Raw genomic sequence first — 21,830 nt, 5'->3', positions numbered from 1 at the left:
CCCGAACAAGAGGGACCCGATGAGCCGGACACCACTCGCGCTGTGCCATGGCGAACCCGTCGATCTCACCGCCGCCGATCCGCGCACGCTGCCCGACCTGCTGCGGCGGGCGGCCGAACGCTTCCCCTCGGCCGAGCTGGTGACCCTGGACCGGCACGGCGAGGCCCACGCGGTCCGCTACCCGGAGCTGCTCGACCTCGCGGGCCGGATGCTCACCGGGCTCCGCCGGCAGGGCCTCGCCCCCGGGGACCGGGCCGTCCTCGTCGGCCTGCCCCCGGCCGGTTTCTTCCCCGCCCTGTGGGCCTGCCTGCTCGGCGGGATCCAGCCGTTGGCGATCAGCGAACCGGTGGACGCCCAGCCGAAGGCGGGGGAGGGCAGGTTCGTCACCGCCTGGCAGCGGCTCGGCCGTCCGACGGTACTGTCGGGCGCCGACGGGATCCCCGCACTCGCCGAGGCCGGCGTACGCGCCGTCGATCCCGGCACCCTGGTCGAGGACCACGGAACCGAGCCGCACCGGCCGGAGGGCGACGACACGGCCCTGCTGATGCTCTCCTCCGGCAGCACCGGCACCGCGAAGGCCGCCCGGCTGACGCACCGGGGGCTCGCCGAATTCGGCCACGGCTCGCAGCGGCTGCTCGGCTGGCAGCCCGGCGAGGTGACCCTGAACTGGCTTCCGGCCGACCACAGCGGGGCGTTGCTGCTCTACCACCTGCTGCCGCTCTTCACCGGGGCCACCCAGATCCACGTGCCCACCGATCTGGTGCTGGCCGACCCGCTGCGCTGGCTCGACCTGATGGACCGGTACCGGGTCAACCACTCCTGGGCCCCCGCGTTCGGCTACCAGCTGGTCCGCAGGGCACTGGCCGGGCGTCCGGAGGCCGACTGGGACCTCTCCGCCGTACGCACCCTGGTCAGCGGCGGTGAGCAGATCGGCCCCGGGCTGGTCCGCGGGTTCCTGGAGGAGGCCGCCCGCTTCGGGCTGGCCGGCGACTGCTTCGTACCCGCCTGGGGCATGGCGGAGACCTGCACCGGGATCACCATGGGCCGGTTCGGCGGCCCGGGCAGCGTCCACCGGATCCGCAGGGCGAGCCTGGCGGGCGACGTGGAGTACGCCGGGCCGGACGTTCCGGACGGCGCGTGCCTGGACTTCGTCTCGGTCGGACGCCCGGCCCCGGGCGCCGCCCTGCGGATCGTCGACGCACGGGGTGCGGTCCTGCCCGAGGGGCGGATCGGCACGCTCCAGGTCAGCTCGGCGCGGGTGACCCCGGGCTACGTCGACGACGAGGCCGCCGACGAACGGGCCTTTCCCACGGGCGACTGGGCGCCCCGCAGCTGGCTGGACACCGGAGACCTGGGTTTCCTCAAGGACGGCGAGCTCGTGGTGACCGGACGCAGCAAGGACATCGTGATTCTCAACGGTCACAACCACCTCTGCCATGAGATCGAGGAGGTCGCGGCCTCCGTCGAGGGCGTGCTGGCCGGCGCGGTGGCGGCCTGCGGCCTGCCCAGCGCGCAGCACGGCACCGAGACCCTGGGGCTGCTGTTCGCACCCGACGGCACCGGACGCGATACCGGGGAGACGGCGCGGGAGATCCGCCGGGTGCTGTTCGCCCGGCTGCATCTGACCGCGGGGACCGTGGTCCCGGTGGCGGCCGAGGCCTTCCCCCGCACCTCCAGCGGCAAGGTGCTCCGCCGCGCCGCCCGGGACCGTCTGCTCTCCTCCGGCCGGACGGATCCGCGGCACGAGCCGGAGGCGGCACCTGCGCACCACGAGCCGGAGGCGACGCTTCCGTCCTCCCCGACGCTCCCGCCGCAGCGCACGCTGGAGGTGGTTCGCCGGTCGGTCCGCGAGATCCTCGCCGAACTGCCCGGTGCGCCCGCCCACCGGGGCCCGCTCGACACGACGCCCTTCCACGAACTGGGGCTGACCTCGGTGTCGTTGATCCGGCTGCACGTCACACTGGAGCGCGCCCTGACCTGCACCTTCCCCCGGACCCTGCTCTTCGGGCACCCCACCGTCACGTCCCTGGCCGCCGCACTCGACGGGTACGGCGGCACCACGGAACAACCGGAACAACCGGAACGACCCGAAGCGCGCACGCCCGGGGCGACGGACCGGCGGGTCGCCGTGATCGGCATGGCCTTCCGCTTCCCCGGCGCCTCGGACGAGGAGGGCTTCTGGGCCGACCTGCGCGACGGAACCTCCCGCATCTCCACCTTCGGCGCCGCCGAGCTGGCCGCGGCCGGCCTTTCGCCCGAGGAGGCCGCGGATCCCGAACTGCGGCCCTTCGGCGGAGTGCTGGACGAGGTCACCGGCTTCGACCACCGGTTCTTCGGCATCAGCCCGCACGAGGCGGCACTCACCCACCCCGCCCACCGGCTGTTCCTGGAGTGCAGCCACCACGCGCTGGAGGAGGGCGGCTACGCCGATGCCGCCCGGCACGAGCGGATCGGCGTGTTCGCGGCGGCCGGCATGAATCTGTACGACTACCAGACCGGCCCGGGCCGGCCGCCCGCCGACCTGGGGCTGGCCATGCAGTCCTCGCTGGGCACGCTCCCGGACTTCCTCGCCTCCCGCGTCGCCTACCGGCTGAACCTGCGCGGCCCGGCGGTCGGCGTCCAGACGGCCTGTTCGTCCTCGCTGGTGGCGGTCCACCTCGCCGCACAGGCGCTGGTGAACGGCGATGCCGACCTGGCGCTGGCGGGCGCGGCGGCGGTGCACCTGCCGCAGCACTCCGGATACCGGCTGCACCCGGGCAGCGTGTTGTCACCGAGCGGCAGCTGCCGCCCCTTCGACGCCGCCGCGGACGGCACGGTCGGCGGCAACGGCGTCGCCGTGGTGCTGCTCAAACCGCTGCAGCGGGCGCTGGCGGACGGCGACCGGGTGCATGCGGTGATCATGGGCTCGGCGGTCAACAACGACGGGGCGGCCAAGATCGGCTTCACTGCGCCCGGCGTCGCAGGGCAGACGGAGGCCGTGCGGCAGGCCCTCGCCCGCGCAGGCGTGTCCGCCGACAGCATCGGCCATCTGGAGGCGCACGGCACCGGCACGCCGCTGGGCGACCCGGTCGAGTTCGCCGCCCTCACGGACGCCCTGCGCAGCCCCACGGGCCAAACGGCCTTCTGCACCCTCGGGTCGGTCAAGGCGAACCTCGGACACCTCGACACCTGCGCCGGCATGGCCGGCCTGATCAAGACCGTGCTGATGCTGCGCCACCGCACGCTGGTCCGAACGCCCGGCCTGACCACGGCCCACCCGGCCGTCGACCCGGCCGGCACCCCGTTCGTCCTCGCCACCCGCACCCGCCCCTGGCCGGCCGGGCCCGAACCCCGGCGCGCCGGAGTGAGCGCACTCGGCGTGGGCGGCACCAACGCCTTCGTCGTCCTGGAAGAGGCGCCCGCCACTGCCGTGCCGGACCCCGGGCCCGTCGGCCGGGCCTCCGTGCTGGCGCTGTCGGCCGGGCACCCCGAGGCGCTGCGCGCCCTGGCCGCGGAGGTGTCCGGGTGGCTGGCCGACCGGCCGCAGGCCCCGCCCGCCGCCGTGGCCGCCGAACTCGCCCGCCGCCCCCGGCACCCCCACCGGCTCGCCGTGACCGGCCGGACCGCGACCGAACTCGCCGAGGCGCTCGGCGCGTGGCAGCGCAGCGGCACCACCACCGGCGGCCACGCCGGCAGCGTCCCGCCGGAGGGCTTCGGCCCGCCGGCCTTCGCCTACTCCGGTCAGGGCTCCGACCCCAGGCCGCTGCTGGCCCTCCTGCAGACGCATTCCGTTGCCGGACCTCTCCTGGCGGAGTGCGACGAGGAGTACCGGCGGCTCACCGGAACCGGGCTGCTCGCACGGCTGGACACCGCGCCGGACGGCCCGCTGCCCACCGAACTGGCCCAGCCCGCACTGTTCGCCGCCCAGACGGCCGCCACCGAACTGTGGCGCAGCCGCGGCCTGCAGCCCGGTCACCTGCTGGGGCACAGCCTCGGGGAGTACGCCGCGCTGTGGGCCGCGGGCGGCATCAGCACCGCGACCGGGATGCGGCTGACCACGCTGCGCGGACGGCTGATGCAGGACACCGAGCCCGGCGCCATGCTCGCCGTGCGGGCCGGCCGTGCCCCGGCCGAGCGGATCGCCGCCCTGACCGGTCTCGCTCTCGCGGCCGAGAATGCAGCCGACAGCCAGGTGCTCTCCGGCCGGGCCGAGGACGTGGAGCGCGCCACGGCACTGCTCGACGCCGAGGGCGTGGCCTGGCGGAGACTGCCGGTGGACCGGGCGTTCCATTCGGCCACGCTCGATCCGGTGCTGTCCGCATTCCGCCGCGCCGCGGAAGAGTTCACCTACCTCCCGATCCGGACGCCGCTCGCCTGCGGTCTGGACGGGACGGTCCTGCCACCGGGGGCGGTCGTCGGGCCGGACTACCTGACGGCGCAGCTCCGCGGCCCGGTCCGGTTCCGGGATCTGCTGGTCTCGCTGGAGGCCGCGGGCTGCCGGAGCTACCTGACGATCGGGCCGGACGAGGTGCTGAGCGGGCTGGGCCCGAGGACCACGGGCGGGCGGCCGTGGATCGCGTCGCAGCGCCGCGGTCTCCCGGCCGACTCGGGGGACGCGCTGGCCCAGGCGGAGTTGTACTGCCTGGGCGCTCCGCTCGACCTTCCGCGCGACGGCGCGCTGCCGCCCGAGCCCCTGCCGCGCTACCCGTTCCAGCGGACGGACTTCCCCTACCCCGCGGAACCCCAGCCGTCCCCGGCACCACCCTCCCCGCAGGACGCCCCCGCTCCGGATCTCTCCGCTCCGGGCCTCTCCGCTCCGGATCTCTCCGCTCCGGGCCTCTCCGCTCCGGATCTCTCCGCTCCGGACCTCTCCTCCCCGGGCCTCTCCTCTCCGGATCTCTCTGCTCCGAAGTCCCCCGTCCCGACGTCCCCCGTCCCGGCTTCCTCCGTTCCGCAGCCCTCCGACCGGCCGGAGCCCGTGGCCCCCCGGACGAGCGGGGAAACCCCGCTCCGGCCGGCCGGGACACAGGCACCCGCCCCGGTCCTGGAACAGCTCCTCGCCCTCACGGCGCGCCACCTCGGCTGCCCGGTCGCGGAGGTGACGGCCGACACCGCGTTCGTCCGGCTCGGCGCGGACTCGCTCACGCTCGCCGCGATGGGCCGCGAGCTGGCGACGGAATTCGGCGCCCAGGTGCCGCTGCGCGACCTGTTCGGGTCCCTCGACACGCCCCGCAAGCTGGCCGCTGCGCTGCGGCCCGGGCGGACGGCCGGACCGGCCGCAGCAGATCCCGTCCCGCCCGCCCCACTCGCCCCGCCGCGCGTCGCGGGGCCGCGCGCCCTGCCCGGGACCGCCCCGGCCACCGGCGGCTGCGACTTCAGCCTCTACTTCTTCGGTGACTACCCCGAGCACGAGAGCCGGAACAAGTACGACCTGATCCTGGACGCCACCACGTACGCCGACCAGCACGGCTTCCACACCGTCTGGCTGCCCGAACGCCACTTCCACTCCTTCGGCGCCCTCTTCCCCAACCCCTCGGTGCTGGCCGCCGCACTCGCCACCCGCACCTCCCGGATCCGGCTGCACGCGGGCTCGGTCGTCCTGCCGCTGCACCACCCGATCCGGGTGGCGGAGGAGTGGTCCGTGGTGGACAACCTCTCGGACGGCCGGGCCGGGCTCTGCGTGGCATCCGGCTGGCACGCACGGGACTTCGCCCTCGCCCCGGAGAACTTCGGCCGGCACCGGGAGCTGATGTACGACCGGCTGGACACGGTGCGGGCCCTGTGGTCGGGCGCGTCGGTCGGCACCACGTCGGGCGACGGCAAGCCGGTCGACGTCGCGCTGTACCCCCGGCCCATTCAGCCGCAGCCCCCGCTGTTCGTCGCGGTCGCGCAGAACCCGGACAGCTACCGCGCCGCCGCCCGGAACGGACTGGGGGTCGTCACGAACCTCATGTCGCAGTCCGTGGAGCAGGTCGCCGAGAACATCGCGCTCTACCGGCGCACCCGGGCCGAGGCCGGCCTGGACCCGGACGCCGGACGGGTGGTGGTGCTGCTCCACACCTACCTCGGCACCGACCAGGAACAGGCCCGGGCCGATGCGCGCGCCCCCTTCTGCGCCTACCTGCGATCCTCGATGGCACTGCTCGGCCAGTTCGCCAACAGCCTCGGGCTGGCGGCCGACCTGGAGCACACACCGCCCGAGGACCTGGACTTCCTCCTGCACCGCGCCTACGAGCAGTACTGCGACGGCCGTGCGCTGATCGGCACCGTGGACGGCTGCGCCCCGGTGGTCGAACGCCTGCTGGCCGCCGGCGTGAACGAGATCGCGAGCTTCGTCGACTTCGGCCTGGGCCGCGAGCAGGTGCTCGACGGGCTGGTCCGGCTCGACGAACTGCGCCGCCGCTTCCTCCCCGGCACCGGCCCTGCGGAGCGCCGGGCCGAGGCCACCCTGCCGCTGACGCCCGCGCAACGCGGGGTGTGGTTCATCGAGCAACTCGACCCGGGGAGCGGCGACTACCTGGAGCCACGGGCGATCCGGCTGGACGGCCCGCTGGACCCGGGAGCACTGCGCTCGGCCCTGGACCTGGTGGTGCGGCGGCAGCCGGCGCTGCGCACCGCGTTCCGGGAACGGGACGGGGAGCCCCGGCAGGAGGTGCAGACCGGGGTCGTACTGGACTGCCCGCTGGTGGACTGCACGGGCCGGTCCGAGGAGGAGGCGGTGGCCGGGCACCTGGCCGGGCTCCGCGCCGAGCCGCTGGACCTCACCCGGGCGCCCCTGGTCCGGGCCCGGTTGCTCAGGTTCTCCGCCGACCGGCACGTGCTGCTGCTCCTGACCCACCACCTGGTGTTCGACGCCGCCTCGCTGCACATCCTGGGACAGGAACTGGCCGGCCACCTGCGCGGGGGACCGCACCCGCCCGCGCCCCTGCCCGCGTTGCCCTCCGGGCACGTGCCGTCAGGGGAACCCGCCGACCCGGCCCGGCTCGCCTACTGGCGCCGGCAGCTCGCGGACGCACCGGCGCTGGAACTGCCCACGGACCGGCCGCGGTCGCACCGCGCCCCGGCCGGCGCCTGGCTCTCCCGTGCGTTCAAGCCCGTCACCCGGCAGGCCCTGCGCGACGTCGGCCGCCAGCAGGCGGTGACGCCCTTCATGGCCGTCCTGGCCGCGATCGGCACCGTGCTGGCCAGGTTCGCCGGTCAGGACGACCTGGTGCTCGGCACGGCGGTGGCGAACCGCCCCGCCGACTGCGAGGGGACGATCGGCTTCTTCGTGGACACCGTCCCCCTGCGCCTCGACCTGGCCGGGGACCCGACCTTCGCCGAATTGCTGGGCCGGGTCAGGACGGTCAGCGCCGAGGCGTACGACCGGGCGATGCCCTTCGACGAACTGGTACGGGCGGTCAACCCGGAGCGCGGCACCGGCCGGAACCCGCTGTTCCAGGTCATGGTCGAGTACGAGGCCGAAGCCGGGACCCGCTTCGAGGCGGGCGCGCTGCGCGGCGAGACCGTCGATCTCCCCAGCGGACGGGCACCGTTCGACCTCAGCCTGTGCCTGTCGTACCGCGACGGCCTGCTGCACTGCCTGGCCCACTACGACGCCGCGCTGTTCGAGGAGGCGACGGTGCGCCGGATCCTGGACTACGTCGAGCAGGTGCTGGAGGCCGGCGCCGAGGACCCGGCCGGCCGCCGGCTGTCCGCCCTCACCGCACCGCCCGCCCCCGAGGCCCGCGTCCTGGACGGGCTGGAGAGCCGCCCGGCCGCCGCCTCCGACGAGCTGCTGCACCACGCGTTCGAGCGGCAGGCCCGCCGCACGCCCGGGGCGCAGGCGGTGGTCGACGCCGGGCACACGGTCACCTACGGCGAGCTCGACCTGGCCGCGGAGGGCCTCGCCGCCCGGCTGCGGGCCGGGACCGGGGTCGCCGGGGCGGTGGTCGCCCTGTGCCTGCCCCGCGGAGTGCCCGCGGTGGCGGCGGTGCTCGCCGTGCTCAAGGCCGGCGGCGTCCTGCTGCCGCTGGACCCCGCCCAGCCCACCGCCCGGCTGGCGCACATGCTGACGGACAGCGGGGCGGCGCTGCTGGTCACCACCGCCGCGGCGGAACCGGAGGGGCTGCGCGCCGCCGTCCCCGGACTCCGGGTGCTCGACCCGGACGCCGAGCCCACCGCGGCCGGCCCGGCCGCCCCCGCCGACAGTCCCGGCGACGCGGAGGACCCGGCGCTGTGCCTCTACACCTCCGGCTCCACCGGCCGTCCCAAGGGCGTGCTCCTGCCGCACCGGGGACCGGTCAACCTGCTCCGCTGGTTCCACGACAGCCGTCCGCGGCTGCGCACCCTTCAGTGGGCCTCCGCCGGCTTCGACCTCAGTCTCTTCGAGATCTTCACCACCCTGGGTTCCGGCGCGGCCCTGGTGCTGCTGCCCGAGGAGGCGCGGTACGACGCCCACGCCGTCGCCGCCGCCGTACGCGAGCACGGCGTCCAGCGGCTCTGCCTCACCGCGAGCGCCCTGGCCCACCTCATGGACGCCGAGCCCGGACTGCCCGGTCTGCGCGAGCTGGTCTCGGTCGGCGAGCGGCTGCAGCCCACCCCCGCGCTGCGCCGCTTCCTGGCGGCGCATCCGCACTGCGCCCTCTACAACGACTACGGCCCGACCGAGGCGTCCATGATGGTCACCTCGCACCGGGTGGACCCGCAGGACGACGCCCCGGCCATCGGACGGCCGGTGGCAGGCGTCGCGGTACGGCTGCTGGACGCGGCCGGGCGGCGGGTGCCGCTCGGCGCGGTGGGCGAGATCCACGCCGGTGGCGCCGCACCGGCCCTGGGCTACCTGGGCCGGCCCCGGGAGAGTGCCGCCGCGTTCGTCGCCGACCCGCTGGCGCCCGGCACCCGGCTCTACCGCACGGGGGACCTGGGACGCTGGACGGCCGACGGCGAGCTGCAGTACCTGGGCCGCCGCGACGAGCAGGTGAAGATCAGAGGGGTCCGGGTCGAGCCGGCCGAGACCCGGCGGACGCTGCTCGCCCTGCCCGGGGTGCGCGACGCCGAGGTGGTGGTCCGCACCGGGCCGGGCGGAGAGCCGCGCCTGGTCGGCTATCTGGAGCTCGCCCCGGGCATCGCGACGGCGGAGATAGTTGCGCAGCTGACCGCGCAGCTGCCGGGCCAGTTCGTCCCCAGCGCCTGGGTCCGCCTGGACCGGCTGCCGCTCAACGCCGCCGGCAAGCACGACCGGCACGCCCTGCCGGAGCCCGACTGGGCCGCGGCCGAGGAGGGCGCCGAGCCGCTGACCGCCGCCGAACACGCCGTGCACGCCCTCTGGTGCGAGGAACTGGGTGTCGGCTCCGTGCCGGTCGACCGGTCCTTCTTCTCCGTCGGCGGGCACTCGCTGAGTGCGGTCCGGTTGCTCGACCGGCTCCGGGACGAACTCGGCCTGGACTGCACGCTCCCGGCGTTCTTCCGGCAGCCGACCGTCCGGGCCCTGGCCCGCCGCGTGCCGCCGCCCGTCGAGCGCACCGTCGGGCTCGCCGGTGTGCAGCACCGGTTGTGGCGTCGCCACCTGCAGCATCCGCGGCCGGAGGTCTGCAACGCGAGCGTCCGGCTGGACCTGACCGGGGAGCTCGATCCGGACGCCCTGGCCGGCGCCCTCGGGCTGCTGGCCCGGCGGCACGACGCCCTGCGCAGCCGGATCACCGAGACCGACGAGGGGCCGCGTCAGCAGATCCTGGCCGGAGTGCACCCGGAGCTCCGGGTGGAGAGCGTCGGCCCGCAGGAGGCGGACGCCTGGTGCCGGAGCCTGGCCGACCGGCCGTTCGCCCTGGACCGGGCGCCGTTGTGGCGCGCCGGGCTCGGACACCTCGGCGGCGACTCGTGGGTCCTCGTGCTGACGTTTCATCATCTGATCGTGGACGGCTGGTCCATGGGGCTGCTGCTGACGGAACTCCCGGCGCTCTACGCGGCGGTACGCGAGGGCACCGGGCCGGCGCTGCCCGAGCCGTCCGTGCAATACCCCGACTACGTGGCCTGGCGGACCCGGCAGACCTCCGGCGCGGCCCGCGCCGGGCTGGAGCGGTTCTGGCGGGCGGAACTCGCCGGGGAGCCCGACGGCCCCCGGCTGCCGTGCGACTTCCCCCGGCCCGCCGAACTCTCCGGGCGGGGAGCGGTGGTGGGCACGGCGCTGTCGGCCGGCCCGGCGGACCGGCTGCGGCGGCTGGCGGCTGAGCGGGGCAGCACCCTGGCCGCGCTGCTGGCCACGGTGTGTGCCCGCTGGCTCGGCGGACTCTGCGACCAGCCGGACCTGGTCCTCGCGTTGTCCAGCGCCAACCGCCTGCACGCGGAACACCGGCACACCGTCGGGATGTTCGGCGGTCCGGTGCCGCTCCGGCTGACGGCCGACCCGCAGGCCCCGTTCGACGCCGCGCTGGCCCGCACGACGCACACGCTGTTCAGCGCGCTCGAACACCAGGCGCTGGCCTGGGACGAAGTGACCGCCGTGACCGCCGGAGCGGACCGCAGCCCGAACCGGCTCGATGCGGTGATGCTGACCGTGGCCGACGCCGACTGGCCGGCGGTGGACCTGCCCGGCCTCACGACCGAGGTGAGCGGGGTCGTCAGCGCGGGTGTGGCCCGCACCGAGCTCTACCTGCGGGCCGAACCCGGGCCGGAGGGCATCCGGTTCTGGTTCGAGTACAGCACCGACCTGTTCCGTCCCGGAACGGTCCGCCGGTGGGCCGACGCGTTCGTGTCGGCACTCGAGGAGCTCGCCGATTCGCTGCCTGTGACTAAGGAAGTTGACTGATTGTGACTCAGCGCGTTGTAATGGCGTCGGCGCCGCGGCACCGAGCCGTCGGCCACGGGCAGGGGGGAAGCCTTCGATGACGTCCACCGCACCGCTTTTGCGGGCCGAGGAGATCCTCGACCCGGCGACGCTGGCCGACCCGTACCCGTTCTTCGCCGGGCTCCGGGCGCACGATCCCGTGCACTGGAACGAGCCCACCGGCTCCTGGTACGTCGCCCGCTACCGCGACGTCCACGACCTGCTCACCGACCCCCGGCTCGGCGCACCCACCGGTGACGCCCTGATCGCCTCCCTGCCCCCGGCCGAACGCGCCGTGTACCGCACGGTGGAGGACTTCTTCGCCCGCTGGATGGTCTTCTCCGACCCGCCGCACCAGGTGCGGATCCGCACCTGCCTGCAGCGGTCCTTCACCCCGGCGGCCGTGGCCGCGCTCGCGCCCTCGCTGCAGCGGCACGCCGAGCGCGCCGTCGCCGCCTTCGCCGTGAGCGCCGACCCGGCCGGCGACCTGATCGAGGACCTGGCCCGCCCGTTCGCGCTGGACGTGGTCTGCGATCTGCTGGGCATCGCGGCGGAGGAACGGGCGGAGGTGTCGGGCTGGTCCGACACGCTGATGGCCTACCTGGCCGCCGCCGAGCCCGCGCCCACGGTCGCCGGGGCGGCCGGCGAGGCCGTCGCCGCGCTGACCTCGTACGTCGGCGGCACCGTCCTGCCCCGCGGGCAGGGCCTGCTCGCCCGGACGCTCGGTCCCGGCGTGACCACGGGAGAGCTCACCCCGGCGGACGCGGCCGCGACCTTCGCCCAACTCCTCACCGGGGGCGTCGAACCGGTCAGCACCGCCGCCGGCGTGGCCGTCACCGCCCTGCACGCGGCCCCGGACCAGCTGCACGACCTCCGCGCGGGCCGGCTCCCCTACGAGCACGCGGTCGAGGAGGCGCTGCGCTTCGACCCGCCGTTCCACTTCGCCCCGCGCCAGGCCCGCGCCTCCCTGCGGGTCGGCGGCCGGACCATCCGGGCCGGCGACCGCGTGGTGCTGCTGCTCGCCTCGGCCAACCGGGACGAGGAGCAGTTCCCCCGGGCCGGCACCTACGACGCCCGGCGCGGCCCGGTCCCGCACCTCGCCTTCGGCCGCGGCGGCCACTACTGCATCGGCGGTGTGCTGGCCCGGCGCCAGATCACCACGCTGCTGCAGGAGCTCGACCGGCGCCTGCCGGGCCTGCGCATCGATGGGGACGCGGTGCGCCGGAGTCCGAGCTTCGGCTCGACGGTCCTCCGGCCGACGCCGTGCATGATCTGATGCATTCACCGGCAGTAAACGGAAGTTGACGGACCATAGGCAGGCGGCGAAGATCGGGACGGACCGTGTCCGTCCCGGCCGGCCGCCCAGAACGGAGCACCTAGATTGACGGACCTGGAGCAACTGCGCGAGCAGTTCCACAAGGAACTGGCCGACGCGTCGGACACCACCGCCCTTGAGGAGATACGCACCCGGTTCCTCGGCCGGCGCAGCGTCCTCAAGGAGGAGTTCCGCCTGCTGCCGCAACTCCCGGAGCAGGAACGCCGGGAGTACGCCGGACGCCTCAACCAGCTGTCCCAGGCGCTGGAACAGCAGATCGGACAGGCGATCGAGACCGCCCGCCGGGCCGAGACCGCCGAGCGGCTGCGGGACGAGTGGATCGACGTCACCCTGCCCGGCCAGGCGCCCCGGCGCGGAGCCTGGCATCCGCTCACCGACGTCGAGGAGCGGTGCCTGGCCGTCCTCCGCCGGCTGGGCTTCGAGCGTGCCGAGGGCCCCGAAGTCGAGGACGCCTACCACAACTTCGACGCCCTCAACATCCCGCAACACCACCCCGCCCGCGACATGCAGGACACGTTCTGGCTGGACGGGGGGAGGCTGCTGCGCTCACACACCACGACCGTCCAGGCCAGGGTGCTCGGCAGCCGCCCCGAACTCCCGGTCAAGGTCGCCGCGGCCGGCCGCGTCTACCGCAACGAGGCCGTGGACGCCACCCATCTCGCCATGTTCCACCAGCTGGAGGGCTTCTGGCTGGAGCCCGGACTGACCCTCGGCCACCTCAAGGAGCTGCTGTCCTTCGTGGCCCGCGCGCTCTACGGCGAGGACATCAAACTGCGGTTCAAGCCCAAGTACTACCCCTACACCGAGCCCTCGATCGGCCTGGACATCGCCTGCACCAACTGCGGCGGCGACGGCTGCGAGGCGTGCCACCGGGTCGGCTGGGTCACCATCATCGGCGCCGGCATGATCCACCCCGCGGTCCTGCGGGAGTTCGGCTACGACCGGGACGGCATCCGCGGCATCGCGTTCGGCTGGGGCACCACCCGGATGACGGCCCAGCTGCTGGGCATCACCAAGGTCCGCCCCCTCTACGCCTCCGACCAGCGCCAACTGAGCCACCTGCACCGAGGAATGACGGCATGAAGCTGACTCTCGCCGGACTGCGTGCCTTCGTGCCCGGCCTCCCCGAGGACGTTCCGGCCCTCCGCGATGCCCTGGACGCCTCGGGCCTCGAAGTCAAGGGCATGGAGACCGACGGCCCGCAGACCGTGGTGACCCTGGAGTTCCTCGCCAACCGGGGCGACCACCGCAGCTACGCCGGCGTCGCCGACGAGCTGGCCGCCCGGCTGGGGCTGCCCCGCACCGGCCTCCCGGCCACCCGCCTGACGACCTCCGCAGAGGCCCCGGCGGTGACCGTCGAGTCCGGGCGCTGCCTGGCCTACACCCTCACCCCGCTGACCGTGACCGACCCGGGCGCCGCGCTGCCCGCCGACACCCTCGAACGGCTCGCGACGGCAGGTCTGTCGACCGGTCTCACCGTCGTGGACGCAGCCCAGGCCGCCGGCCTGGAGACCGGCCAGCCGGTCCACGCCTTCGACGCCGACCTGGTCGCCGGTCCGGTGGTCGTCCGGGAGAGCCGGCCCGGAGAGGCCATCCGCCTGAACGCGGGGGAGGACCCCCGGGAGCTGACCGCCGGCACGCTGGTCGTCGCCGACCGCGAGAAGCTGCTGGCCGTCGCGGGCGTGGTGGGCGGCACGGAGGCCGCCGTCAGCGCGACGACCCGGCGGGTGCTGCTGGAGTCCGCCGCCTACGACCCGGTGTCCGTCCGGCTGGCGGCCGGGGCGCTCGGGCTGTCCACCCCCGCCTCGCAGCGGTACGAGCGGGGCAGCGACCCGACCGCCCCGCTGGCCGGCGCCGGCCGGGCGGTGGCACTCCTGGAGAACGCGGGAGCCGCCGTACGGGACGGCGACACCGCCGAGCCGGTCAGGTGGGCCGGCCCGCTGCCCACCGTCGCGATCGACGCGGCGGACTGCGCCCGCTTCCTCGGCCTCGGCCTCACCCTGGACGACATGGCCGACCGGCTCGCCGACTACGGCTTCCGCCAGCAGGAACCGGGCGTGTTCCAGGTACCCGGCACCCGGATCTGGGACGTCAAGGAGCCGGAGGACCTCTACGAGGAGCTGGCCCGCCACATCGGCTTCGACGAACTGCCCGGCACCGCACTGCCGGCCGGCACCGGCGCGTTGCCGACCCGCCGCGAGACCCTGCTCCGGACCATCGGCGACACGCTCGTCGGCCTCGGCTTCTACGAGACCTTCACCGAGGGCTTCTACGGCCGCGACACGCTCAAGCTGCTCGCCCCCGCCGGGGACCACCCGCTGGCCCCGCACGTGCGGATCGGCAACGCCGAGGACCGCCGCTACTCGATGCTCAAGAACAACTGCCTCGCCCAGGCGGTCGCGGCCGCCGCCGCCAACCTCCGGTTCAAGCAGGACCAGATCCGGCTGTTCGAGGCCACCCGGGTCTTCGAGCCCTCGCCGGAGGCCGACAACGGTCTCTGCCACGAGAGGCCCGTGGTGTGGGCCCTGGCCCTGGGCAGCTCGGACCCGATGCGCTGGTCGGACAAGGCCCCGGAGATGGACTTCTTCTTCCTGCGCGGGGCCGTCGAGGAGATCGCCCTCCGGTGCCGGGCCGACGTCCGCTTCGTGCCGCTGCCGCCGGAACACCCACTGGCGGACTCCCTGCACCCCCACCGCAGCGCCCGGATCCTCCTCGGCGACCGGCCGGCCGGAGTGCTGGGCGAGGTGCACCCGGACGTCCGCCGCCGCGCCGGCCTCGGAGGCAAGCGACCCTGCTACCTCGAACTCGCCGTCGAGGAGTGGGAGTACGAGGACCGCCCGGCCGTCCTGCCGCCGTTCCGGGAGGACCCGCCGGTCGAGCGGATGCTGGACTTCGTGACGCCCCGCACGGTGACCTCCGAGGAGATCCTCGCCGTCATGCGGGCCGCGGCACCCGACTGGCTCCGCACGCTCCGGGTCGTGGACGTCTTCGTGCCCGGGAAGGCGGCGCCCGGCGAGCGGTCCATCACCTACCTGATCACCTTCAACAGCGAGCCCGCACGGACCGCGGAGGAGATCAACGGCATCCTGGACGTGCTGGTCGCCGCGGTCACCACCGAGTTCGGCGACGCGGGGGTCCGCCTCCGCTGACCGGCGGCCCCGTCGTCCCCCGGGGTGAGGCGGACACCACCGTCCGCCTCACCCCCCTTCCCGCGCGCGGGCGGTGCCCCCGGGTCAGCGCACCCGGCCGCGCGGCTTCAACGGCACCGGCGGGAGGGTGGGAGCGGGCAGCCGGTCGCCCTCGTAGCCGTGCACCGCGCCGAAGCGCTCCCCGGCCGTCCACGCCTCCCGCGCCTCGGCGATCTCCTCGCCGGTGCGCCCCACGAAGTTCCACCACATGACGATCCGTTCCTCGAAGGGCTCGCCGCCCAGCAGCATGAACGCGCTGTCCACATCGGCCCGCAGCGGGAGTTCGGACCGCCCGCAGCCGAGGTAGAGCATCGCCCCCGGCGCCAGCCGCACCCCGTCGACCTCCGCCTCACCGGACATGGTCAGCGCCGCGTACTCGAAGTCCGGCCGCACGGGCAGCCGCCCGTCGCAGCCCGCGGGCAGCGTGACGTCCGCGCCGACGATCGGCGTGAACGCGGTCGCGGGGGAGAGCGCGCCGTCCAGCTCGCCCATCAGGACGGTGGCACGGATGCCGCCGCCGCCCGTCACCCGCGGCAGTTCGGCGTGGTGCTCCCACATCGGGGCGGTGTGCCGGTGCGCGTCCGGCAGCGCCACCCACAGCTGCGCCCCGTGCAGCAGGGGGGCGTGCCCGCGCGGCGACTCCTCCGAGTGGCTGATGGCCCGCCCCGCCGTCATCAGGCCCAGCTCACCCGGGCGCACCGTCTGCAGGCTGCCGAGACTGTCGCGGTGCAGCACCTCTCCCGCGTGCAGCCAGCTGACGGTCTGCAGCCCCATGTGCGGGTGCGGGGGCACCTGCATGCCGGGCTCGTCGGCGATGTCGTCGGGGCCGTAGTGGTCGACGAAGGCCCATGCGCCCACCATGCGGCGGCCGAGGCTCGGCAGCAGCCGGCGCACCATCGTGGACTCGCCGAGCCGGACGTCCTTGGCGGGCAGCAGCTCGCGCACGGGGCGGGCGGTGACGTCGTGCCGGCCGCCGCACAGAGCCGGTGCCGGGTGAAGATCGAGGTTGCTCATGACAGCACTCTGCCGTGTCAGAAGGCCGGCGACCACGCCCCGGCCCGCGCCGCCGGCCGCGTCCGGTCAGCCGCCGAGGGCCCGCAGCCCCGGGACGAAGGTCACCAGCAGCGGGACGACCGGAACCAGCGCCGCCGTGGCCGTCAGACGCAGGCGGCGGGCCGCCGGGAGGCGGGGTGCGGGGGTCAGCAGCCGGTGGACGCGGTCCGGGACCCGGGACAGCGGGGAGGGGTACGGGCCGAACACCCCGCGGTCCTCGTTCAGTTCGACGAGGGCGAGGGCGGTCGTCAGGCGGCCGAAGCGGCGGGAGGCGCAGTCGTCGGCCGCCAGCTCGACCAGGTGGTGGACCTGGTCACGGAAGGCGGCGAACACCGGCACCTGCGGGAAGCCGTTCGCCAGCGCCGCCGAGCAGTGCAGCAGCCAGTCGTGGCGGGCCCGGGCGTGCCCCTGCTCGTGCGCCAGCACCGCGTCCAGCTGGAAGCCCTTCAGGCGGCGCAACGCCGCGGTGGTGATGACGAGTTGGGGAGCGCCGCCGCCCCGCAGCACCCAGGCGTCCGGCTGTTCGCCCTCCAGGACCACCAGCGGCTCCGCGCCGCGCTCCTCGCCGGGCAGGCGCGGCGAGCGGACGAGCAGGTCGGCGCGGCGACGGCGGCGCCGGGCCCGGGCGTCGCGGATCTCGCGGGTGAGCATCGCCGCTGTCCAGAGGCCGCCCGCCGCGAGGGCGACGGCCAGGGGAGCCGCCCACGAGCCGTAGGCGGTCAGCGCGTACGCCTCGACGACGCCGTGCGGGGCGGGGGCGAAGACGTTGCCGCGCACGGCCTCCCAGGCGGCCGCGGCGCTCAGCGCCATCGCGAGCCCGCAGCACAGCAGGACGGCGCCCACGACGCACTGCCACACCCACAGGGCCAGGACGGGTTCACGACCGGGCCAGTCGGCACGGGTCAGCAGGCGCGGGGCCATGGCCGCGACCAGGACAGCGAGGGCCAGCAGCGCGAGCGGGACCATCATGGTCAGCAGCCTATGAGTGCGGCGGCGCGCCCGGTACGTTCCCGTGCACGAAGTGACGCATCGCACGCGGGCCGGGATTCGCTCACATGGTGAGGAGCATCGTCAGCATCCCGATGCCCATGGACAGCCGGCACGCGTGCGTCAGCTCGGGCCGGCCCCGCCGCCCGCGCCCCTGCCATGCGGCCTCGCCGCCCGGGGCCGCCGCCGCGGGGACCATGCCGGCCGCACCCCGCACGACGTACACCGCGAAGTACGCCAGCAACACGCCCGTGAGCAGCGGGACTCCGGCCGGCTCCCGGGCCGCCGCGGCATGCCCCGCGTGGACGGCCGCGGGCGAACCCGCCATCGCCAGGGCCATGTAGACCATGGCGAACGCCCCCACCGCGTGATGCATGTGATGGGCCTCCGGCTGCCGGCGGGCCGCCATCAACGTGCGCACCCCGGCCCCGGCGAAGACCAGGGCGAGCAGGCCCTGCCCCCAGGGCCGGGTGTCCAGGGCGGCGGCCGGCACGGCCATCGCGGCCATGCCGAGCCCCATCAGGGCATCGCCCGCCGCGGCCCGGCGCTCCCCCGCTGCGCCGGCCCGCGTGCTGACTAGGCAGTACGCGCCGGTCGCCGTGCAGAGCGCGACCAGCAGCCAGCCGACCAGCGGCGGTCCGTGCACGGCACACCTCCCCGGAGCGCATCCACCCCCGGAGGATGCCCACGCCAGCGGCATCGCACGGGAGCGCACGGGCGCACGAGGGGGAGCACGTACCCGGCCGGCCGTGCTCCGGCGCAGCGCGGGAGCACGGCCGTGCGGGTCCGGGGCACGGCGCCCCAAAGGCGCGGGCCGCCGCGTCAGATGCCCGGCCGGTACCGCATCGGATGCCCCTCGGGCACCTCCACCACCGCGATGCGCACGCCGTCGGGATCGGCGATCCACATCTCGATCAGCCCCCAGGGCTTCTTCTCCGGCGGCTCCAGCACCTCCACGCCGTGGCGCAGGAACTCCGCGTGCGCACCGGCCGCGTCCGCGACCTGGAACCACAACTCCAGCCCCGGCCCCGGTGGCGTCGAGGACCGGCCGGAGACCTCCAGGAAGCCGCCGCCCAGGAAGTAGACGACCCCGCGCTCGGGGCCTGTGCCGAACTCCCGGTAGACCGCGAGTCCCAGCTTCCCGCCGTAGAACTCCCGCGACCGCTCCGGGTCCGTCGGCCTCAGCAACACCCTGCTGCTCAGTACGTGCACCATGCCCGCGACTGTACGCACACCTCCTCCGTTAGGGTCGTACGTGCGCACGAAACCGCACGGAGAGAGGACCCGGAGCACATGGAGACCACCACCGGCCGCCGGACGGAGCCGGCCTTCCGGCACGCTTCCCCGGCCGATGTGCCGGCCCTGGTCGCGCTGGTCGAGTCGGCCTACCGCGGCGACGCCAGCCGCGCCGGCTGGACGACCGAGGCCGATCTCCTGGAGGGGCAGCGCACCGATGCCGAGGGGGTCGCGGCCCTGGTCGCCGACGCCGGCAGCCGGCTGCTGGTGGTCGAGCGCGACGGCGAGCCGATCGCCTGCTGTCACCTCGAACACCGCGGTGACCACGTCTACTTCGGCATGTTCGCGGTCCGTCCCGAGGCCCAGGGCGGTGGCCTGGGCAAGCGCGTCATGGCGGAGGCCGAGCGGACGGCCCGCGCCGAGTGGGGCGCCACCGCGATGCACATGACCGTGATCAGGCAGCGTGCCGAGCTCATCGCCTGGTACGAACGGCGCGGCTACCGGCGCACCGGGCAGATGAGCCCGTTCCCCTACGGCGACGAGCGGTTCGGCATCCCGCAGCGCGACGACCTGGAGTTCGAGCTTCTCGTCAAGGATCTGGCCGGCTAGAGCCTGCCCGCCTCCACCAGCCGCCGCAGGAAGTGCCGCGTGCGGTCCTGCTGCGGATCGCCGAAGACCTCGGCCGGCGTGCCGCGCTCCAGCACCACGCCGCCGTCCAGGAAGCACACCTGGTCGGCGACGTCGCGGGCGAAGCCCATCTCGTGCGTGGCCAGGACCATGGTCATGCCCTCGTCCTTCAGGTCGCGCACGACGTTCAGCACCTCCCCGACCAGCTCCGGGTCGAGGGCCGCGGTGATCTCGTCGAGCAGCAGCAGCCGGGGGCGTGCCGCCAGCGCGCGGACGATCGCCACGCGCTGCTGCTGGCCGCCGCTGAGCCGGTCCGGGTACTCGCCGGCCCTGCCCCCCAGGCCCAGCCGCCCCAGCAGCTCGTGCGCCCGCTCCTCGGCCTCCGCGCGCGGCACCCCGTGCACCCGCCGCGGGGCGAGGGTGATGTTGTCCAGCACGGTCATGTGCGGGAAGAGGTTGTACGCCTGGAAGACGACGCCGATGCGGCGGCGCACGGCGTCCGGGTCGGTGCGCGGGTCGGTGATCTCCTCGCCGTCCAGGAAGATCGCGCCGTCGTCGATCTCCTCCAGCAGGTTCGCGCACCGCAGCAGCGTCGACTTGCCGGACCCGGACGCGCCGATCAGCGCGGTGACGGTGTGCGGGGCGACCTCCAGGTCCACGTCCCGCAGGACGACCGTGCCCCCGAAGGTCTTGCGCACCGCTTCCAGGCGCAGCACCGGCTGCTCGCTCATACGATCCCTCCCTGGGCCCGGCGGCGGTCCATCCGCGCGGTGACCGAGTCGGTGAACCGCGTCATGGGGACGGTGAGCGCCACGAAGATCAGTCCGGCCACGACGTACGGGGTGTAGTTGAAGCTCTTGCTCGCGGTGATCTGTGCCGCGTAGACGGCGTCGACCGCTCCCGCGATGGAGACCAGCCCGGTGTCCTTCTGGAGGGAGACCAGGTCGTTGAGGAGCGGCGGCACGACCCGCCGCACGGCCTGCGGCAGCACCACGAAGCGCAGGGTCTGCCCGTTGCCGAGCCCCAGCGACCGGGCGGCGGCGCGCTGGCTGGGGTGGACCGACTCGATGCCGGCCCGGAAGACCTCGGCGACGTAGGCGGAGTAGGTGAGCACCAGGGCCGTGCCGCCGAGCAGCACCGGGTCGGTCGTCACGCCCTGCAGCCGCAGGGCGGGGATGCCGAAGACCACCATCAGCAGGCAGATGATGAGGGGCAGCCCGCGGAAGAAGTCGGTGTAGGCGGTGGCGAGCGCCCGCAGGGGGAAGAACACCGGGCCGCGCAGGGTGCGGGCGACGGCGATCAGCATGCCGAGGACGAGCACGGCCGCGCCGCACACGAGGAGCAGCCGGACGTTGAGCCAGAGCCCGTCGAGGATCTCCGGCAGGGCCTCACGGGCGTAGTGCGGGCTGAAGAACGTCTCGCGGGTGCGCGCCCAGCCGGGCGAGTTGACCACGACGAGGAAGAGCACGACGCCGGTGACCAGGGTGCTCACGGCCGCGACCGCCGTGGCCCGGCGGGACCGGGCGCGCTTGAACGCCTCGCGCTCGATGCGCCGCGCGGACGGCGTGTAGCCGTCGTCCGCCGCGGCGTCCGCCGGTGGCCTGCGCGCGTTGCCCGGCGGCTTGCGCGCGTCGGGCAGGCGCGGCGGCGCGTCCTGCGGCCGCGGTGTGCCGGCCGGCTGCGGCGTCGCGTCCTTGGCCGTCATGAGAGCACCGGTGCGCCGGCGGTGTCGGACAGCCACTGCTTCTCCAGCCGGCCGAGCGTGCCGTCCTTGCGCAGCGCGTCGACGGCGTCGCTGACGCAGCCGGTGAGGCGGCTGCCCTTGTCGAGGACGAGCCCGAACTGCTCGGCCCTGCCCCCGCCGGCCCCCTTCACGTCCTTCGGGTCGAACTGGCCGACGATCCTCGCCTCCGGCACCTCGGCGGAGGTGATGTAGAAGGCGGTCGGGAGGTCGACCACGATCGCGTCGACCTGGCCGTTCTTCAGGGCCGTCTTGGCGTAGTCGTTCTTCTGGAAGACCGCCGGCCGCCGGTCGGGCTTGATCAGGTCGCCCACGACGTCGAGGCTGGTGGTGCCCACCTGGGCGCCGAGACGGGCGTGCCGGAGCCCGGCGACCGAGGTCGCCTTGGCGGCGTCGGAGTCCTTGAGCGCGATGACGGCCTGCCGCACGTCGTAGTAACCGGAGGAGAAGTCGACGGCCCGGCGGCGCTCGTCGCTGATGGAGATCTGGTTGATGTCGAAGTCGAACTTCTTCGCGCCGGGGGCGACGGAGGTGTTGAAGGGCACCGTCTGCCAGACCACGTCGGAGCGGGCGTAGCCGAGCCGGTCGGCGACGGCGTACGCCACGGCCGACTCGAAGCCCTTGCCGTTCGCGGGGGCGTCGTCCTGGAACCAGGGGGCGTAGGCGGGCTTGTCCGTACCCACCGTGAGCTTTCCGGCGGTCCGGGTGGCGAGCTGCCCCTTGGCGCAGGCGGCGGCCTTGGCGCCGGGCGTGCGGGGCGGCTGCGCGGTGTCGGTGTCGTCCTGCGGGGCGCAGCCGACGGCGGCGGCGAGGAGGACCGCGAGGGTCGCGGCCAGGCGTCTGGGCTGGTTGGCGACGGGCATGGCGGGAGACTGGCAG

General features: G+C 74.9%; 12 protein-coding genes. 5 read left to right on the top strand and 7 right to left on the bottom strand.

Annotated features, from left to right (window positions below):
• The first annotated feature begins 19 nt into the window (after positions 1-19).
• From IE182_RS11630 to IE182_RS11615, 4 genes are all read left to right on the top strand, one after another.
• Entirely contained in the window at positions 20-10,765 is a 10,746-nt protein-coding gene (locus IE182_RS11630; RefSeq protein WP_190109651.1) for a non-ribosomal peptide synthetase/type I polyketide synthase, read from the top strand.
• Between the two features lie 76 nt (positions 10,766-10,841).
• Positions 10,842-12,059 carry a cytochrome P450 gene (locus tag IE182_RS11625; RefSeq protein ID WP_190109650.1) on the top strand — a complete coding sequence of 406 codons (1,218 nt, stop codon included), beginning with the start codon at positions 10,842-10,844 and terminating at the stop codon, positions 12,057-12,059.
• Between the two features lie 105 nt (positions 12,060-12,164).
• On the top strand, positions 12,165-13,202 hold the full coding sequence (gene pheS, locus IE182_RS11620) for a phenylalanine--tRNA ligase subunit alpha (RefSeq protein ID WP_190109649.1): 1,038 nt from the start codon (positions 12,165-12,167) through the stop codon (positions 13,200-13,202).
• Entirely contained in the window at positions 13,199-15,268 is a 2,070-nt protein-coding gene (locus IE182_RS11615; RefSeq protein ID WP_190109648.1) for a phenylalanine--tRNA ligase subunit beta, read from the top strand. Before pheS ends, IE182_RS11615 begins: the two co-directional genes overlap by 4 nt.
• Before the next feature lie 84 nt (positions 15,269-15,352).
• Here the strand turns inward: IE182_RS11615 and IE182_RS11610 are convergent, their stop codons facing one another.
• The 4 genes from IE182_RS11610 to IE182_RS11595 form a co-directional block, all read right to left on the bottom strand.
• Positions 15,353-16,321 carry a pirin family protein gene (locus IE182_RS11610; RefSeq protein WP_190109647.1) on the bottom strand — a complete coding sequence of 323 codons (969 nt, stop codon included), beginning with the start codon at positions 16,319-16,321 and terminating at the stop codon, positions 15,353-15,355.
• A 66-nt stretch (positions 16,322-16,387) separates the two neighbouring features.
• Positions 16,388-17,329, bottom strand: coding sequence for a M56 family metallopeptidase (locus tag IE182_RS11605; protein ID WP_190109646.1), 942 nt, complete (start codon positions 17,327-17,329; stop codon positions 16,388-16,390).
• Between the two features lie 82 nt (positions 17,330-17,411).
• A complete protein-coding gene (locus tag IE182_RS11600; protein ID WP_190109645.1) occupies positions 17,412-17,993 on the bottom strand; it encodes a DUF5134 domain-containing protein in 582 nt (193 codons plus the stop codon).
• 176 nt (positions 17,994-18,169) lie between these two features.
• Positions 18,170-18,562 (bottom strand): VOC family protein, encoded by a 393-nt coding sequence (locus IE182_RS11595; protein WP_190109644.1) that lies wholly within the window; start codon positions 18,560-18,562, stop codon positions 18,170-18,172.
• Between the two features lie 78 nt (positions 18,563-18,640).
• Between IE182_RS11595 and IE182_RS11590 the strand changes: the two genes are divergently transcribed.
• Positions 18,641-19,192 (top strand): GNAT family N-acetyltransferase, encoded by a 552-nt coding sequence (locus IE182_RS11590; RefSeq protein WP_190109643.1) that lies wholly within the window; start codon positions 18,641-18,643, stop codon positions 19,190-19,192.
• On the opposite strand, the gene IE182_RS11585 is transcribed toward IE182_RS11590, so the two are convergent.
• The 3 genes from IE182_RS11585 to IE182_RS11575 are packed head-to-tail and all read right to left on the bottom strand — an operon-like array spanning position 19,189 to position 21,814.
• Positions 19,189-19,941, bottom strand: coding sequence for an amino acid ABC transporter ATP-binding protein (locus tag IE182_RS11585; protein WP_190109642.1), 753 nt, complete (start codon positions 19,939-19,941; stop codon positions 19,189-19,191). The genes IE182_RS11590 and IE182_RS11585 overlap by 4 nt on opposite strands.
• On the bottom strand, positions 19,938-20,915 hold the full coding sequence (locus IE182_RS11580; protein WP_190109641.1) for an amino acid ABC transporter permease: 978 nt from the start codon (positions 20,913-20,915) through the stop codon (positions 19,938-19,940). The genes IE182_RS11585 and IE182_RS11580 overlap by 4 nt, the downstream gene beginning before the upstream one ends.
• A complete protein-coding gene (locus IE182_RS11575; RefSeq protein WP_190109640.1) occupies positions 20,912-21,814 on the bottom strand; it encodes an ABC transporter substrate-binding protein in 903 nt (300 codons plus the stop codon). The genes IE182_RS11580 and IE182_RS11575 overlap by 4 nt, the downstream gene beginning before the upstream one ends.
• Positions 21,815-21,830 lie beyond the last annotated feature (16 nt).

Source organism: Streptomyces cinnamoneus, assembly GCF_014650495.1.
Classification (GTDB): Bacteria; Actinomycetota; Actinomycetes; order Streptomycetales; family Streptomycetaceae; genus Streptomyces; species Streptomyces cinnamoneus.
This window is presented reverse-complemented; position numbering and strand designations above follow the sequence as displayed.

Excerpts from the sequence above, each read along its gene's own strand:
- IE182_RS11605 (WP_190109646.1), bottom strand. The coding sequence starts at position 17,329 with ATGATGGTCCCGCTCGCGCTGCTGGCCCTCGCTGTCCTGGTCGCGGCC.
- IE182_RS11575 (WP_190109640.1), bottom strand. The coding sequence starts at position 21,814 with ATGCCCGTCGCCAACCAGCCCAGACGCCTGGCCGCGACCCTCGCGGTC.
- IE182_RS11590 (WP_190109643.1), top strand. The coding sequence starts at position 18,641 with ATGGAGACCACCACCGGCCGCCGGACGGAGCCGGCCTTCCGGCACGCT.
- IE182_RS11630 (WP_190109651.1), top strand. The coding sequence starts at position 20 with ATGAGCCGGACACCACTCGCGCTGTGCCATGGCGAACCCGTCGATCTC.
- IE182_RS11615 (WP_190109648.1), top strand. The coding sequence starts at position 13,199 with ATGAAGCTGACTCTCGCCGGACTGCGTGCCTTCGTGCCCGGCCTCCCC.
- IE182_RS11580 (WP_190109641.1), bottom strand. The coding sequence starts at position 20,915 with ATGACGGCCAAGGACGCGACGCCGCAGCCGGCCGGCACACCGCGGCCG.
- IE182_RS11585 (WP_190109642.1), bottom strand. The coding sequence starts at position 19,941 with ATGAGCGAGCAGCCGGTGCTGCGCCTGGAAGCGGTGCGCAAGACCTTC.
- IE182_RS11625 (WP_190109650.1), top strand. The coding sequence starts at position 10,842 with ATGACGTCCACCGCACCGCTTTTGCGGGCCGAGGAGATCCTCGACCCG.
- IE182_RS11610 (WP_190109647.1), bottom strand. The coding sequence starts at position 16,321 with ATGAGCAACCTCGATCTTCACCCGGCACCGGCTCTGTGCGGCGGCCGG.
- IE182_RS11595 (WP_190109644.1), bottom strand. The coding sequence starts at position 18,562 with ATGGTGCACGTACTGAGCAGCAGGGTGTTGCTGAGGCCGACGGACCCG.